Below are 14,587 nucleotides of genomic sequence, written 5' to 3'. Positions count from 1 at the left end.
TTTTATATTTAATTATCGTTAGAAGCCGCGGCCGGCACCGCCTCCGCCTCCGGAGCCGCCCCCGAAGCCACCGAAGCCACCACCACCAAATCCGCCGCCGCGTCCACCGCCGCCGGAAGGTGGGAAGAACACGACAGGCCCCCGTCTGCGTCCGCGGCGTCCTCCACCTCTTGGAGGCTTGCCGCCGCCACCCATGAACTTGAACAGCAGATAGATTGCGACCATCATGAAGATGAGCCTAAAGATGGACTCACCAGCACCGAGAGTCTGGCCGCCTGTTGCCCCCATGGTGGTATCTGCCTCAGGCGTATCGCGGGTGAACTCTCCTTCTTCATATCCGTACGCATCAAGCGATTCCTGATAAAGCGCCTGATAGAGGTTGGAAAGCCCCTGCTCATAGTTGGAGGCTGCCGCTTCAGAGCCCTCCTCGGCCTCAGTCGCCGCGACGAAATGCTCCATGGCCACGTCATCGATGATCCTGCCGATCTTCGCATCGTTCAGATATCCTTCAATGCCATAGCCGACCTGGACCTCGACACCCCGGTTATTGTATTCATTGCCATTATCCAGATTGAGGAGGATGACGATGCCATTGTCCTCCTCCTGTTTGCCGACGCCGTATTCACGCAGCGCCTTGAGTGCATAATCCTGCCGGTGCTCCTGGCCGGTCGATGGCATGGTGAGCAGCAGCATTTCAACGCCTGTGCCTTCTTCCAGATGCGTTCCCATCTGATTGAGCTCCTCAATAGTCGATTCGCTCAGCACCCCTGCGTTATCCTGAATGAAGTAATGGCTGGTATCGAGGGACGGGAGGGATACACGCGCCTCGGCGGGGAGGCTGGAAAATACGAACATGATCAGCATGAGCATGATCAGGCGTTTCATCATTCTTCATCCTGGTCGGTGTTGAATTCAACTTCAGGGACGTCCCTGCTCGTCTCGTCCGCTTCAAAGTATGGTTTTTCGGAGAAGCCGAACATTCCTGCAACCATGTTGCCCGGGAAGGTCCTCGTGTTCCTGTTGAATTCCTGCACGGCTGTATTGTAGTCCTGACGTGCGACCGCTATGCGGTTCTCCGCTCCTGCAAGCTCATCGCGCAGCCCTGTGAACTGCTCACTCGCCTGAAGATCCGGATAGTTTTCCGATATGGCCAGGAGCCTTGATAGTGCTGAAGTCACTTCGTTATTCGCCTCGGCCATCTCTTCCACATTCTCCGCACCGGACAGGCGGCTTCTCGCATCGGCGATATCAGTAAAGATCTCCTCTTCATGGGAAGCATATCCCTGAACTGTGCTGACAAGGTTCGGGATCAGGTCGCCCCTCCTCTGCAGCTGCGTTTCAATCTGGGATTCCTTCTGGTTCACTTCCTCCTCGAGGTTGACGAACTGGTTGTATTTCGGTGCGAATATGATTGCCAGAATGATGAAGAATCCGACAATGACGCCCAATGGAATAAGTAGTTTTTTCATTTTTCTTCTCCTGTTCTGCACTTTGTTATACCTTTATCTTACCATTAATTCTATCATTTCAAACCTCGGCACATGACAAAAGAGACCGGTGCAGTGCACCAGTCCCGGCTGTTATGAATACTTGACCATATGGTATTTCTTCTTGCCTCTTCTGATGACGGTGAAGGCACCGTCAAGCTTGTCATCTTCATGAATTTCATAATCGACATCCTGCTGGCGCTCCCCATTGAGGTAGATGGCACCATTCTTGATGTCCTCCCTCGCCTGCCTGCGGGAGGAGGAGATGCCCGTCTCCACCAATACTTTGACGAGGTTCATGTCGTCATCCGTATAACTTGCAGACGGCACATCCTTGAAGGCGTCGCGGATCTGGTCGACGGACAGGGATTTGATATCCCCGCTGAAGAGTGCTTCAGTAATGCGCTGTGCTTCTGCCAAAGCCTCGTCGCCATGGATGAAGGCCGTGATGTCTTCGGCAAGACGCTTCTGTGCCTTCCTCAGATGCGGTTCCGTCCTGACCGATTCCTCAAGTGCCTCTATCTCCTCCCTCTCCAGGAAGGTGAAGAGTTTGATGAATCTGATGACGTCCGCATCACTCTGATTGATCCAGAACTGATAGAACTCATATGGGGAAGTGCGTTTCGGATCCAGCCATATGTTGCCGGATTCCGTTTTGCCGAATTTCTTGCCATCCGCTTTCGTAACGAGTGGAATCGTCATGCCTTCTGCTTCCGTTTCCCCATATACACGCCGCATCAGGTCGAGGCCGCTTGTGATGTTGCCCCATTGGTCGGAGCCGCCGATCTGCATCTTGCAGTCATAGTGGCGGTTCAGGTGGCCGAAGTCGATCGCCTGAAGGATCGTATATGTGAACTCGGTATATGAAATGCCGGTCTCAAGTCTGGACTGGATGGCATCCTTTGCGAGCATGTAGTTCAGGCTGACATGCTTCCCGTAGTCCCTCAGGAAGCTGATCAGACTGATTTCCTGCAGCCAGTCCTTGTTGTTGACCAGCAATGCACTGTTTTCATCAGAAAAGTCGAAGATGCGTTCCATCTGCTTCTTTATGCCACGAACGTTGTCATCGATCTGATCCTCCGTCTGAAGCTTCCGCTCCTCGCTCTTGAAGGAAGGATCCCCGATCATGCCTGTGCCACCGCCGATCAGGACGATCGGCCGGTGTCCATGATCCTGGAACCGTCTGAGTGTCAGGAATGGCACCAGGTGTCCGATGTGAAGGCTGTCCGCCGTCGGATCGGCCCCGCAGTATAATGAGAGCTGCCCGCGATCAAGCAATTCTGCAATCTTTTCTTCATCCGTCATCTGATAGATGATTCCCCTGTATTTCAAGTCTTCCAGCAATTCATTCATTATATTTTCCTCCTAATATCATGTATAATTTTTACAAATTAAAAAGCACCCCTACGAGAGTAAGGGTGCTTGAGTACACGGTACCACCATACAGTTTCACTTTATGGGCAGGAACGTCCACCCCGACGATCGAATAACTGATGCAGTGTATTCATTGGACGCGTGCACTGATTCCCACCTGCCATCAGCTCTCTGGATTCCGCCAAACCAACTACTTGTCTGCCATTCGAATAATATCAATTTATAGGAATGATATATTTTTACCGTGAAAAAGTCAAGAGACAATCCATCCATGAGGCAAAACTCCACGCTCCCGGAACCATTCATATTTGAGTGGCAACGTCCACCATGACCCTCTTTTATCACTAACTCTTATTGTTTTTTCTGTGTTATAATGACCGAGGATAGGAGGTAGCAATGAAGAATAATGACTTTGTAAACTATATTAAAAACCTATTTTCACGCAAAGATACAAAAAGGGATTCCATTGAAGGTGCCACCTTCAAAGAGAAATTCAATAGTGTCATCGCGCGTTTCAAAAAAGCCGGCTCCCCGCTCAGGGTCTCCTTTTTTACTGCCTATGACACAATCTGGAACATCATCCTCTTTACAGTGCTTGCAGCCACTCTGGTGGGCATACTGGCATTCAGCATCGGTGTGGGCTATTTCGCAGCCCTCGTAAATGATGAAGAGATCCAGCCTGCCGATGAGGTGGAGACGGCACTCACGGAGATGACCGAGAGTACCACCGTCGCCTTCGGCTCCGGCGAATCGCTCGGTACATTAAGGGCCGACCTTATACGGGAGCGGGTGGACTATGACGACATTTCACCCCAGGTCGTGGATGCACTCATAGCCACTGAGGATGAATATTTCTATGAACATAACGGCGTCGTGCCGAAAGCCTTCATCAGAGCCACGCTCCAGCAGGTCGGCGGCTCGGAATCGGGCACAGGCGGAAGTACACTGACGCAGCAGCTCGTCAAGAACCAGCTGCTGACGAATGAAACGACCTTCGACAGGAAGGCGACGGAACTGCTGCTTGCGTTCCGTGTAGAGAAGCTCCTGTCCAAGGAAGAGATCTTAGAAGCCTACCTGAATGCCGTATCCTTCGGCCGGAATGCCAACGGTCAGAACATCGCCGGTGTACAGGCTGCTGCAGAAGGAATCTTCGGCAAGGACGCATCTGAATTGAATCTTGCGGAAAGTGCCTTCATCGCCGGTATCCCGCAGAACCCTTATGCCTACACCCCATTCCTCCAGGGAGGCACGGTCAAGGACGAGGAGCTGCGTCAGGCAGGATTGAACAGACAGCGCTTCGTACTGGAAAGGATGCTCCTTGAAGACAAGATCACCCAGGAAGAGTATGATGAGGCAGTCGAGTATGATCTGTACGCCAACCTCACCGACAGTGTGACTGTACCAAACCAGAATTATCCATTCCTGACTGATGAAGTAGAAAGGCGCAGTATAGACATACTTAAGTACCATCTGGCTGAAGAGGATGGTCTGACACGCGAAGATGTCGATTCCACTCCTCTGATCAACCAGGAGTACACAGGTCTTGCCAACACTGCTTTGAGAAACCAGGGATATCATATCGATACGACAATCGATAAGACGATCTACGATACGATGCAGGATGTAAAGGACAACTCGAGCTATTATTATGGTTCAAGAAGCATCGAGGAGGCCCAGGATGCATCGGAAGAAGAGCAGGAATCAAGCGATGAAGTGTTCGAGCACGAACTCGGTGCAATGCTGAAGGATAACCAGACCGGCAAGATCCTCGGCTTCATCGGGGGACGTGACCATGAACGCTCATCCATCAATCATGCCACCCAGACATCCAGGATGGCAGGATCGACCATGAAGCCGCTGATCACCTATGGGCCCGCAATTGATAAGGGACTCATTACAACCGACACTGTGCTACTGGATGAAATATTCACCATCCCCAATCCTTTTGGTGATGACTACAGCCCACGCAACTATGATGTCGATGAAGAATTCGGGCTCGTCTCCGCCAAGCACGCGCTCAGCAACTCTTACAACTTGAGCACGCTAAGATTGTGGGCAGATGTCAGACAGCATAACCCACAGGAGTATTTCGAGAAGATGGGCATGCCGCTCTCAAGCGACAATTATGCAGATGAGAACACACTTGTCCCTTCCCTCCCGCTCGGTTCGAATGATATGTCCGTCGAGGACAATGCGAACGCATTCTCCACTTTCGGCAATAATGGAGAATTGGTCGACAGCTATATGATTGAATCGATCACCAGCCCAACGGGCGAAGTCATCTATGAACATGAAAGCGAGGCGACACAGGTCTTCAAGGACTCTACAGCATACCTGATGACGGACATTCTGAAGGAGACCTTCCAGACAGGTTCCGCCTACTATATCCAGGATTACTACAACAGTGTCAGTGATACGTATGACTGGGCAGCCAAGACAGGTACATCAAATGGATTTGTAGATTCATGGTTCATGGGCTACAATCCAAAAGTTACACTCGGCGTCTGGATGGGCTACGACCGCAATATTCCACAGGTCGAGAACCAAGACAGCGAGCAGCATCTGCACGTCTATAACTGGCGTGACATTGCCCAGGCCCTAAGCGAGGCCGCACCGGAGCAGATGGGTGCCAATGAACGGTTCAGCAGACCATCCTCCGTCAGGGAAGTCGAATTCTGCGCACTTACCATGGAGATGGAAGATGACTGCGAAAAGGACGTAGACAAAGTACGTGAAGGCCTCATTGCAGAAGACACACGCCTTGAAGACAAGGATGGCCTGAGCGACTCCGAAATCATGCAGCGGATGGGTGAGGACTTCGATTCCGAACTCAGCACTTCAGACCTCCGCGGTACGGTGACCAATTCCTATGATGACCGCTATCGTGTCGGAGGCAGCTCCAGTTCCGATGATGATGACGAAGACAGTGAAGAAGAAGATGAAGAAGAGCAGTAACCAAAAATCGCCCCTATCAATTCAATTGATAGGGGCGATTTTTCTGTCTCTATATTCTTTTGGTCTTAGAAGAGGCCTTTGGAGTTGCCATCTGCGTCCACATCCATGTGTACTGCAGATGGGACTTTAGGCAGTCCAGGCATTGTCATGATATCACCTGTCAGGGCTACTACGAAGCCTGCGCCTGCTTTGGCGACAACTTCCCTTACAGTAACTTTGAAGCCTGTTGGACGGCCCAGCAGAGTAGGATCATCGCTCAGGGAGTACTGTGATTTCGCCATACATACCGGGAAGTCTCCCCAACCGTGGCGATCGATTTCAGCAAGCTGCTTCTTGGCCTTGTCGGTGAAGATGACACCGTCACCACCATAGACTTCAGTAACGATTTTTTCGATCTTCTGGTCGATCGGAAGTTCATTCTCATAAAGGTGCTTGAAGTTCTGTGGCTCGTCGAGTACTTCAAGTACTTTCTCAGCGAGGTCTTTACCACCTTCGCCGCCTTTTTCCCATACTTTCGTCAGGGAAACCCTTACGTTCTGATCTTTGCACCAGTTGAGGACGAAATCCCTCTCCTCATCAGTATCGGTTACGAAGTCGTTGAGTGCAACAACCGGTTCGATGCCGAATTTGCGTGCATTTTCGATATGCTTCTCAAGGTTTGCGATGCCTTCTTTCAGTGCATCCACGTTTGCTTCACCAAGATCCTTCTTGGCTACGCCGCCATTCATCTTGAGTGCACGGATTGTTGCTACAAGTACAATCGCATCCGGCGCGAATTCACCTTTTCTCGCCTTGATGTTCATGAACTTCTCTCCACCGAGGTCGGAGCCGAAGCCACATTCTGTAACGACGATGTCAGCAAGTTTCCTTGCAGTGTTCGTTGCGATGAGTGAGTTACATCCGTGTGCAATGTTCGCGAATGGCCCACCATGGATGAGCGCTGGAGTGCCTTCCATCGTCTGGACAAGGTTCGGCTTGATTGCTTCCTTGAGCAGAAGTGCAAGTGCACCTTGCACTTCAAGCTGTCCGACTGTAACCGGCTCCCTGTCATAAGTGTAGCCGATGACGATATCAGCAAGCTTTTTCTTGAGGTCGATTATGTCGCTCGCAAGACACAGCACTGCCATGATCTCACTCGCCACTGTAATATCGAATCCGTCTTCCCTCGGCACACCGCGTGTCGGTCCACCGAGTCCGACTACCACCTGGCGTAGGGCGCGGTCGTTCATGTCCAGAACGCGTTTCCAAGTTACACGTCTCGGGTCGATGTTCAGCTTGTTCCCGTGATGGATATGGTTGTCGATGAATGCTGAAAGTGCGTTGTTTGCTGTAGTGATCGCATGCAGGTCTCCATTGAAGTGGAGGTTGATCTCCTCCATAGGAAGTACCTGTGCACGGCCGCCGCCTGTCGCGCCGCCCTTGATGCCCATAACCGGGCCGAGGGATGGTTCGCGGAGCGCCACCATTACATTCTTTTCGAGCTGGTTGAACGCATCAGCCAATCCGACTGTACAAGTGGACTTGCCTTCACCTGCCGGTGTCGGGTTCATTGCAGATACGAGTACGACTTTGGACTGCTTTTCTTTGCCTTCAATCTTATGTATGTCGACTTTTGCCTTATATTTTCCATACATCTCCAAAGCATCATGCGGAATGCCCGCCTTTTCTGCAATTCCCTCGATGGGTTTGATGTCTGCCTGAGCAGCGATTTCCTGGTCTGTCAAATGTGCCACTACGTCATCTCCTTTTTATTATTAAGATTCCTACCCTTCCATTATGCCATAATAAACAGAAAATTGCCCCTAATATTTATTAGGGGCAATCAAGTTTTTTAATCGTCATCCATGGATGACAGGTCGCCTGTCGGCAGGTCCAGCTCCCATGCTTTCAGCACGCGGCGCATGATCTTACCACTTCTTGTCTTAGGCAGCTTATCCTTGAATTCTATCTCTCTTGGAGCAGCATGTGCTGCAAGGCCTTCCTTGACATATTTACGGATTTCTTCCTTCAGTTCATCCGTCGGCTCGTTGCCTTCCCTGAGCGCGATGAATGCCTTGACGATTTCACCACGTACGGGATCCGGCTTGCCGATCACCCCTGCTTCCTGTACCGCTGGATGCTCCACGAGCTTGGATTCTATTTCGAATGGTCCAACACGCTCACCGGCGGTCATGATGACATCATCCACACGGCCCTGGAACCAGTAGTAGCCATCTTCATCCTTATAGGCGGAGTCACCGGATACATACCAGTCGCCGATGAAGTAGGAATCGTACTTGGCGTCGTTCTTCCATATCTTGCGCATCATCGCAGGCCAGCCCCGCTTCATCGCCAGGTTGCCCATGCGGTTTGCCGGAAGCTCATTGCCTTCATCGTCGATGATTGCCGCTTCAACACCCGGCAGTGGTTTACCCATTGACCCACCTTTAATGTCCATAGCAGGCATGTTGACGATCATGTGCGCCCCTGTTTCAGTCATCCACCAAGTATCGTGGATTCTCAGGTTGAACACCTTCATTCCCCACTTCACGACTTCCGGGTTGAGCGGCTCTCCGACGGAGAGTACATGACGGAGTGAAGATAGGTCATAGTCGTTGACGATCTCATCCCCTGCACCCATCAGCATGCGGAATGCAGTCGGTGCACTGTACCAGATGGTGACGTTCAAGTCCTGGATGGCACCATACCATGATTCAGGAGAGAACCGGCCCCCGACCACGACATTCGTTGCGCCATTCAGCCAAGGTGCGAATATACCGTAGGATGTACCTGTAACCCAGCCCGGGTCTGCTGTACACCAGTAGACATCATCTTCTTTGAGGTCCAGTACATATTTGCCGGAAATATAGTGCTGTACCATCGCATACTGGACATGGAGCACACCTTTAGGCTGTCCTGTCGAACCACTTGTATAGTGCAGGATCAGTCCATCTTCCTTGTCGAGCCATTCTATTTCGAATTCATCGCTCGCCTGCTCGAAGCTTTTATCGAAATCGATGTATTTATCATCGGACCCATCACCGACGACAACGACTTTTTCGAGGTTCGGCAGATCATCCACCGGAATTCTCGGCAGCAGTTCAGGTGTCGTAATGATGACTTTCGCATCACTGTTCTCGAGACGATCCCTTACCGCCTTTTCCATGAATGCTTCGAAAAGCGGTCCTACGATTGCACCGATCTTCAGTGCACCGAGCAGTGAGAAGTAGAGCTCAGGACTCCTCGCCATGAAGATGAATACACGGTCCCCTTTTTCGACGCCTGCCTCATCGCGAAGGACATTGGCTGCCTTGTTTGATGCTTTTTTCATGTCCTCGAATGTATATGAGAGTTTCTGGTCTCCGTTTTTATAGTGAAGTGCGACTTTATCACCACGACCGTCATCGACATGCCTGTCTATGCATTCATAGGCCATGTTGTATTTTCCTGTTTCGTACCAGGAGAATTGCTTCTCCACTTCTTTCCAATCATGGTTTTTCACCGCCTCGTCATAATCCTTCAAGTTAGGATTCTGATCTGTTGCTTCGTAAAGTTCTACCTTCATAATAATAACTCCCCTTTTGTGTTTTCTCTTTTACACTTCTTATTATATAATAGAATAGAACCATTTTTCAAAATAATTCAAATAAAATCCAGGAGGGCTTCTTTTTGCATCATATAAAGACTTATTATAAAGAAGAGTACGAGGCGGAAAACCACACGTTCATCCTTGAGGGACCTTTGACCGCCAAAGAGCTTTCCGGCTACACATTTGATGATGGTCTTGATGCTTTCCGTCCGCCGATCGAGCAGTTCGAAGCGATAAAGGAAATCGCCGACCTGGAAGAAGGTAGAATATTAATCATCAGGGAGGACGAGCATATCATCGGATATGTCACATACCTTCATCCGGATCCGATGGAGCGCTGGTCTGATGGCAATCTTCCCTATATCATGGAACTCGGGGCCGTCGAGGTAAGCCTGGAATACCGAGGTTTCGGCCTCGGCAAGCGCCTGCTCAAAATGTCCATGCAAGATGAATTCATGGAAAATTATATCATCATCACTACAGAATACTACTGGCATTGGGACCTGAAGAACAGCGGGCTCGATGTATATGAATACAAGGACCTGATGATCAGACTGATGGCAAGTGCCGGATTCGAGGTTTTCCAGACGAACGACCCCGAAATCACGGGTCATCCCGCCAATACACTCATGGCGCGTATCGGCAGGAACATCAAAGAGGAACAGATGATGGCTTTTGATAAGCTGAGATTTAAAAACCGCTTTTTTTTCTAGGAGGAGAGAAATGCTAGTTGAAAGAATCATGACCAGCCCGGTCCGGACGCTGACGCCCGAACACACGATTGAAGATGCAATGAATATGATGAGCACCTACTCTTTCCGTCACATACCGCTTATTGATGAAGAGGAGAATCTGGTCGGCATCGTCTCCGACCGGGACATCAAACTTACACTGCCTTCCGTACTCTCGGATAATGATCCCGATTTTACACTGAAGGTGCCCTTATCCAGAATCATGCGCAAGCGGGTGACCTATTGCCATCCCCTGGATTTCGTCGAAGAAATTGCACTTGATTTCTATCATTATGCCATCGGGGCGATACCCGTCCTCAGGAACGGAAAGATTGTAGGCATTATCACCCAGAAGGACATGCTCAATACCTATCTCGAGCTGACCGGCATTACGGAACCTGGTTCGATTATAGAAGTTGAAGTCGAGGACCGCACCGGCGTCATCTATGATATCGGCAGGGTCTTCAAGGAGCTCAATATAAAGATAGTGAGCATCTCCGTATATAGGAATAAGGAGAAGAAGGGGTTCAAGACAATCGTACTGCGGGTACAGGCGATGAATCCGAGAAAAGCCATCGATACACTCAAAGACAGAGGGTTCACCGTGCTCGAACCTTCGCAGATGGGCCAATGACCAGTCCACTTTATGTATATGATGATTCATTGCTCAAATACCGGTTCCATTCCAAACACCCCTTCAACCAGATGCGGCTGAAGATGACGACCGATCTACTGATGGCGTCGGGTCATCTCAGCGCCTCTGACATCATCAGGCCGCGTGAAGCGACTGATGCGGAACTCGAACTCGTCCACAAGAAGGACTTCATCGAAGCCGTAAAGCTTGCCGGCGAGGGAAAACTGTCTGAAGAAAAGATGGAGAGCTACGGCCTCAATACGGAGGACACCCCGAGTTTCGAAGGGATGCATGAGAAGAGCCGAATGCTTGTGGGCGCCACATTGAGCGCTGTGGAGGCTGTAATGGACGGACGGACGGATAAGGCGCTGAGCCTTGCCGGAGGCCTTCATCATGGCTTCAGTGGACGCGCAAGCGGCTTCTGCATCTATAATGATTCAGCCGTTGCCATAGAACACATCCGGAAGAAGTACGGCAAACGCGTACTCTATATAGATACGGACGCCCATCATGGCGACGGTGTGCAATGGATCTTCTATGATACGAATGAAGTCATGACCTACTCCATCCATGAAACAGGACGCTACCTGTTCCCCGGCACAGGCAGCCTGACTGAGCGGGGAACAGAAGAAGGGTTCGGATTTTCAGTAAATCTCCCCATCGATGCATTCACTGAAGATGACTCCTTCCTGGAAATATTCAAGGAAACGCTCGAGGCGGCAATCAAGAAATTCCAGCCGGACGTGATATTCAGCCAGAATGGCGTCGATGCCCATTTCAGGGATCCGATGACGCACCTTGCACTGACTTCCAAAACTTTCGAGGAGATCCCACGTTTCGTCAACGAAATGGCGGACAAGTATACGGATGGCAAATGGATTGCTGTCGGAGGCGGCGGCTATAACATATGGCAGGTCGTCCCCCGCATGTGGGCACAGATATGGCTCAGCATGATCGGGGCGCCTGCACCACGCGGTCCTTTGCCGGAGGATTTCATGGATCAGTACGGGCCAAAAAGCCCCGTGGACTTTCCTGAAAATTGGGAGGATGTGCTGACGGACTACAACGAAATTCCCCGACGTGAGGAAATCAGCGAAAAAAATCGCAGCATGCTTACTCGGGCCATGCTCCATCTGGAGGAGCAGTGATTCTTAGAGCACGACAAACAAAAAAAGACGGACTCTGTAGAGTCCGTCTTTTCTTATTTCGTTGTCGAACGATATTCAATTTTGTATGGAAGGATGACATTCGCCTCTTCCACCGTCTCTTCATTCATGTATTTGGTCAGCAGACGCATGCCGACAGCACCGATATCATACAGCGGCAGTGCTACACTGGACAGCGGCGGCCGCACCATATTCACGAGTCGTGTATTGCTGCAGCTCATGATCTGCAGTTCCTCAGGCACCTGGACGTTGTGATCCATCGCGCCGTGTAGTACCCCGATTGCCGTTTCATCACTCATTGTAACGATGACGTCCGCCTTCAGCTCACGAATTTTGGAGAACAGGGATTTACCGGACTGGTAGTCTGCCGCTGCAGAAAGAAGATACTGTTCATCGAAGTTCCTGCCCTGATCCTGATAAGCTGCCTTTATGCCTTCTTCGATGTGGCGTTCCAGCTGTTCCGAATACGACCCTTTGACGAAGGCGATCTTGTCAGCTCCTTCTTCAAGGAATTTGGATGCAGCTTCCTTGATGGCTTCAAAGTAGTCGATGTTCACCGATGGCATATTTTCATCCTTTTCACTGGTGCCGCATATGACGACAGGAAGGTGTGAGCTCTTTATATCATTGAGCGTCTCGTCATTCAATGCCCCGCCCAGGAAGACGATGCCGTCTACCTGCTTGCTGACAAGGCCAAGGAAGGCATCCCTTTCCTTGGCTGGATCATTGTCTGTGTTCGTGATGATGATCTGATAGTTGTACATCTCTGCAATGTCATCCAGGCCACGGGCCAAAGAGGAATAATACAAGTTTGAAATATCCGGAATGATGACGCCGACAGTCGTCGTCTTCTTGCTTGCGAGACCTCGCGCCACAGCATTTGGACGATAGTCCAGCCTTTCTATAACATCTTTAACCTTTTTTCTTGTTTCCGGCTTCACGTTGGGATTTCCGTTAAGCACTCTGGAAACTGTTGCCATGGATACTTTGGCCTCTCTGGCAACATCATATATGGTAACCGTCATATTGCACCCCCGCACGCTTTTGAAAGCGCTTTTTGTACTATAATAACATGAATACCAAAGTTTCGTCATTCTTAAATGATACTTAAATGAAATTTATCGAATTCCTCAAGGGACATCTGCTGGGCCCTGTCGCTTAGAGCCGTGGCCGGATCCGGATGGACTTCGGCCATTATTCCGTCAGCACCTGCTGCAAGCGCTGCTTTGGCACAATCGGCCATAATCTCCTTCCTGCCTGTGGAATGTGTGACATCCACCAGGACAGGCAGGTGGCTCGCCTGCTTGAGCAGGGGCACAGCCGAGATGTCCAATGTGTTCCTTGTACTCTTTTCATATGTCCGTATACCCCGCTCGCAAAAGACGACATTGCCATTGCCTTCAGCCAATATATACTCGGCGGCATAGAGGAACTCTTCTATAGTGGCACTCATGCCCCGCTTCAGTATCACCGGCTTGCTGGAGCGCCCGACTGCCTTGAGCAGTTCAAAATTCTGCATATTCCTGGCACCAATCTGGAAGGCATCCAGATGGGGCTCTGCCAGGTTGACATGTTCCGGAGCGACGATTTCACTGACCACTGCAAGCCCATGCGCCTTTTTTATTTCCAGCAGTATTTCGAGGCCTTCCTGCCCCAGCCCCTGGAAGTCGTATGGTGAAGTGCGAGGTTTGAATGCCCCACCCCGGATCATCTTCAATCCCTTCCGTTTAAGGTCTGATGCCACTTCCGCAACCTGGCTGTAGGATTCCACTGAGCAGGGGCCGAATATATGTGCAGGCTCGCTCCCGCCGATTTCGGCTTCTCCTATCCTGACGATCGTATCTTCACTCTGATGTGCTCTCGATACGAGCAGGGGCGGTGGCTCTTGTGCATCCGCCTGCCGTGAGGATGCATCCGTCAGATCCTCCAGCAAAGCCTGTATGAAAGCGGTGTCGTATGCGCCTTCGTACTCAGAAAGCAGTCTGCTGTAATATTCCGCATTGTCCACCCTCTTCTCGACAGGACCGGTTACTGCAGCCCGTGAATCCAGGAGCTCCAGTAAGGCCGTATCGATCTCCATCAGCTTTTCCCTGTCCAAATCATCATTTCCGGTCATAGCGTCCACCTCACAAAATCAACCACATGCCGGAACATGTGGTTGAAAAATAATGATATCATGTTATTACTATTTCTTGTCGTCGTCAAGCTTTTCGGCGTATTTCGACATATCCACCGTTCTTGGATCATCTGTCTGCGGTTCCTTGACTTCTTCCTGGATCGCATCCTTCTGAGCCTTGACAGCAGATTCGTCGAGGGATTTCACCCTTTTCTTCTCATCCATTTCACCCTTCTTGGCTGAAATGTCGCCTTTCTTGTCTTCTACCTTATCACGCAGCTGATCGGTCTTTTCCTGGATCTTCTCCTTGAAGTTTCCGTCTTCTGCATTGCCGCCATCCTTGCTCTTGGACAGCTTCTGGGTCTGCTCTGTAATATCATCCCTCAGCGCATCCCCGGATTTTGGTGCAAGCAACAGGCCGCCGACCGTTCCGACAAGCAGGCCGATGGCGAGACCGATGGAGAAATCCCTTCCGGTCGTCTGATTGACCTGTTCCTCGTATTCTTCGACACCATGCAGGTGCCTGTCACGGTTATAGGTTTCCATATAAGAACCT

The 14,587-nt window shown here is 50.6% G+C and carries 12 protein-coding genes; 4 read left to right on the top strand and 8 right to left on the bottom strand.

The genetic code is table 11. The annotated features are described in order from the left end of the window. Nucleotides 1-18 precede the first annotated feature (18 nt). The 3 genes from LLU09_RS00710 to tyrS all read right to left on the bottom strand — a co-directional run bounded on the left by LLU09_RS00710 (nucleotide 19) and on the right by tyrS (nucleotide 2,843). Nucleotides 19-885: a TPM domain-containing protein gene (locus LLU09_RS00710; RefSeq protein WP_228310051.1), complete on the bottom strand. Its 867-nt coding sequence runs from the start codon at nucleotides 883-885 to the stop codon at nucleotides 19-21. Then, the gene (locus LLU09_RS00705) at nucleotides 885-1,469 is read right to left on the bottom strand and encodes a LemA family protein (RefSeq protein WP_228310050.1); all 585 of its coding nucleotides are present in this window, start codon (nucleotides 1,467-1,469) and stop codon (nucleotides 885-887) included. The genes LLU09_RS00710 and LLU09_RS00705 overlap by 1 nt, the downstream gene beginning before the upstream one ends. Before the next feature lie 111 nt (nucleotides 1,470-1,580). Then, nucleotides 1,581-2,843 carry a tyrosine--tRNA ligase gene (tyrS, locus tag LLU09_RS00700; RefSeq protein ID WP_228311097.1) on the bottom strand — a complete coding sequence of 421 codons (1,263 nt, stop codon included), beginning with the start codon at nucleotides 2,841-2,843 and terminating at the stop codon, nucleotides 1,581-1,583. Between the two features lie 414 nt (nucleotides 2,844-3,257). Here tyrS and LLU09_RS00695 point away from each other — a divergent pair, with 414 nt between their 5' ends. Continuing rightward, nucleotides 3,258-5,816, top strand: coding sequence for a transglycosylase domain-containing protein (locus tag LLU09_RS00695; RefSeq protein ID WP_228310049.1), 2,559 nt, complete (start codon nucleotides 3,258-3,260; stop codon nucleotides 5,814-5,816). Between the two features lie 65 nt (nucleotides 5,817-5,881). Here the strand turns inward: LLU09_RS00695 and LLU09_RS00690 are convergent, their stop codons facing one another. Further along, a complete protein-coding gene (locus LLU09_RS00690; protein WP_228310048.1) occupies nucleotides 5,882-7,549 on the bottom strand; it encodes a formate--tetrahydrofolate ligase in 1,668 nt (555 codons plus the stop codon). A gap of 98 nt (nucleotides 7,550-7,647) precedes the next feature. Continuing rightward, on the bottom strand, nucleotides 7,648-9,360 hold the full coding sequence (acsA, locus tag LLU09_RS00685) for an acetate--CoA ligase (RefSeq protein ID WP_228310047.1): 1,713 nt from the start codon (nucleotides 9,358-9,360) through the stop codon (nucleotides 7,648-7,650). A 104-nt stretch (nucleotides 9,361-9,464) separates the two neighbouring features. Here acsA and LLU09_RS00680 point away from each other — a divergent pair, with 104 nt between their 5' ends. Genes LLU09_RS00680 through LLU09_RS00670 form a run of 3 tightly spaced genes read left to right on the top strand, consistent with a single transcriptional unit; the run spans nucleotide 9,465 to nucleotide 11,897 of the window. Next, a complete protein-coding gene (locus tag LLU09_RS00680; RefSeq protein WP_228310046.1) occupies nucleotides 9,465-10,097 on the top strand; it encodes a GNAT family N-acetyltransferase in 633 nt (210 codons plus the stop codon). Nucleotides 10,098-10,107: 10 nt separating this feature from the next. Beyond that, the gene (locus tag LLU09_RS00675) at nucleotides 10,108-10,749 is read left to right on the top strand and encodes a CBS and ACT domain-containing protein (RefSeq protein ID WP_228310045.1); all 642 of its coding nucleotides are present in this window, start codon (nucleotides 10,108-10,110) and stop codon (nucleotides 10,747-10,749) included. Next, a complete protein-coding gene (locus tag LLU09_RS00670) occupies nucleotides 10,746-11,897 on the top strand; it encodes an acetoin utilization protein AcuC (RefSeq protein WP_228310044.1) in 1,152 nt (383 codons plus the stop codon). The genes LLU09_RS00675 and LLU09_RS00670 overlap by 4 nt, the downstream gene beginning before the upstream one ends. 53 nt (nucleotides 11,898-11,950) lie before the next feature. Here the strand turns inward: LLU09_RS00670 and ccpA are convergent, their stop codons facing one another. The 3 genes from ccpA to LLU09_RS00655 form a co-directional block, all read right to left on the bottom strand. Then, nucleotides 11,951-12,940 (bottom strand): catabolite control protein A, encoded by a 990-nt coding sequence (gene ccpA, locus LLU09_RS00665; RefSeq protein WP_228310043.1) that lies wholly within the window; start codon nucleotides 12,938-12,940, stop codon nucleotides 11,951-11,953. A 71-nt stretch (nucleotides 12,941-13,011) separates the two neighbouring features. Then, the gene (locus tag LLU09_RS00660) at nucleotides 13,012-14,031 is read right to left on the bottom strand and encodes a bifunctional 3-deoxy-7-phosphoheptulonate synthase/chorismate mutase (RefSeq protein ID WP_228310042.1); all 1,020 of its coding nucleotides are present in this window, start codon (nucleotides 14,029-14,031) and stop codon (nucleotides 13,012-13,014) included. Between the two features lie 69 nt (nucleotides 14,032-14,100). Next, on the bottom strand, nucleotides 14,101-14,577 hold the full coding sequence (locus tag LLU09_RS00655) for a YtxH domain-containing protein (protein ID WP_228310041.1): 477 nt from the start codon (nucleotides 14,575-14,577) through the stop codon (nucleotides 14,101-14,103). Between the last annotated feature and the right edge of the window lie 10 nt (nucleotides 14,578-14,587).

Origin of the sequence: Salinicoccus sp. RF5 (assembly GCF_020786625.1) — a bacterium.
Taxonomy (GTDB): domain Bacteria; phylum Bacillota; class Bacilli; order Staphylococcales; family Salinicoccaceae; genus Salinicoccus.
The sequence above is the reverse complement of the archived record's forward strand: the minus strand, read 5'-3'. Positions and strand labels throughout refer to the sequence as shown.

Coding starts and splice junctions, on each gene's coding strand:
- LLU09_RS00710 (WP_228310051.1), bottom strand. CDS start 885: ATGAAACGCCTGATCATGCTCATGCTGATCATGTTCGTATTTTCCAGC.
- LLU09_RS00705 (WP_228310050.1), bottom strand. CDS start 1,469: ATGAAAAAACTACTTATTCCATTGGGCGTCATTGTCGGATTCTTCATC.
- LLU09_RS00695 (WP_228310049.1), top strand. CDS start 3,258: ATGAAGAATAATGACTTTGTAAACTATATTAAAAACCTATTTTCACGC.
- acsA (WP_228310047.1), bottom strand. CDS start 9,360: ATGAAGGTAGAACTTTACGAAGCAACAGATCAGAATCCTAACTTGAAG.
- LLU09_RS00675 (WP_228310045.1), top strand. CDS start 10,108: ATGCTAGTTGAAAGAATCATGACCAGCCCGGTCCGGACGCTGACGCCC.
- LLU09_RS00670 (WP_228310044.1), top strand. CDS start 10,746: ATGACCAGTCCACTTTATGTATATGATGATTCATTGCTCAAATACCGG.
- ccpA (WP_228310043.1), bottom strand. CDS start 12,940: ATGACGGTTACCATATATGATGTTGCCAGAGAGGCCAAAGTATCCATG.
- LLU09_RS00660 (WP_228310042.1), bottom strand. CDS start 14,031: ATGACCGGAAATGATGATTTGGACAGGGAAAAGCTGATGGAGATCGAT.
- LLU09_RS00655 (WP_228310041.1), bottom strand. CDS start 14,577: ATGGAAACCTATAACCGTGACAGGCACCTGCATGGTGTCGAAGAATAC.